This is a genomic window from Vibrio sp. 1580, assembly GCF_033340055.1.
Window position 1 is genome coordinate 1 of record NZ_JAWOVT010000494.1, and the last position, 582, is coordinate 582.

Annotated in this window: 1 pseudogene; it reads right to left on the minus strand. The window is 45.0% G+C overall.

From position 1 onward, the window contains the following. Window positions 1-582 (minus strand): annotated as a pseudogene (locus tag R7093_RS26775) (hypothetical protein); the annotation flags it as partial.

Consider the following 582-nt stretch of genomic DNA (forward strand, 5'->3'; position numbering starts at 1 on the left):
TCCGACTCGAGGGGCAGCCACGAAGGTTTTAATATTGCCATCAATGGCGGCTATGCTGGTGTAGGTGTAGTTCATATCGAGTAGTGCGAACCAATTTCCCACACCGCCAGCTAATGTGGTGCCTGCTCCATAGGTTCCTCCGTCCATCTCTAGCTCAAATACGGCGCTATCCGGTAGTTCGTCACCCGCTGTATCGAGCAGCGAGCACAGAACTTTGTTTCCGATACCTTGTACGGAGGAAGTGTCGCAACTTAAAGCGTTAATTTTTGCTGTGCTCGTGCCTTGGGTATAACCAATAATTCCATAGATATTCATAAACGGGAAAATCCACACGTCTCCCCTTAGAGTAATATTGGAACCTTTAAAATCGGCGTGGTTAGCATCAATATCAAGCGCCTCTAGTACCGGATGTCCTGTTAAATCAATACTGTTGACCGTGATTGGATTGCTCATATCCATGTATGAAAGGGAAAGACCATAAGGTTTTGGCAGTGAATAGCCACGCTTTTCTGCTTCATCTCCCCAAATAGGGAAAAATGAATCTTGAGCAAAACTTAACTGGGTAAATGAAGTGGTTAAAAA